We start from the raw sequence: 335 nt of genomic DNA on the forward strand, positions 1-335 counted from the left end.
GAAGACTATGGACAGGTTGACTACAGTCATCCGGACTTGCTGCCCAATATTGATGATGAAGCGTTGCGCACGCAAAATCCAAACATTGAACCGACACAGCATGCTACATTGGTGGCCGGTGTTATTGGCGCTGCACGCAATGACATTGGATCAGTTGGCGTTGCTTATGATGCAACGCTTACAAGCGAAGGTATTCGGGAGAGCGATCTCAACCCACTGTTCAACTGGCAACGATACGATATTGCCAACAACAGTTGGGGGACAGAAGATCTTTTTGCGAACGCAGTCGTCGACCAAAATGGCAACTCTGTAAGCACAACGCTGCTTGAACAGGC

1 protein-coding gene is annotated in these 335 nt (G+C 49.3%); it reads left to right on the forward strand.

The features are described from left to right. A partial coding sequence (locus PPL9_RS32410) for a S8 family serine peptidase (RefSeq protein WP_161831301.1) occupies positions 1–335 on the forward strand: 335 nt, incomplete at both ends.

Origin of the sequence: Pseudovibrio sp. POLY-S9, assembly GCF_001431305.1 — a bacterium.
Lineage (GTDB): Bacteria > Pseudomonadota > Alphaproteobacteria > Rhizobiales > Stappiaceae > Pseudovibrio.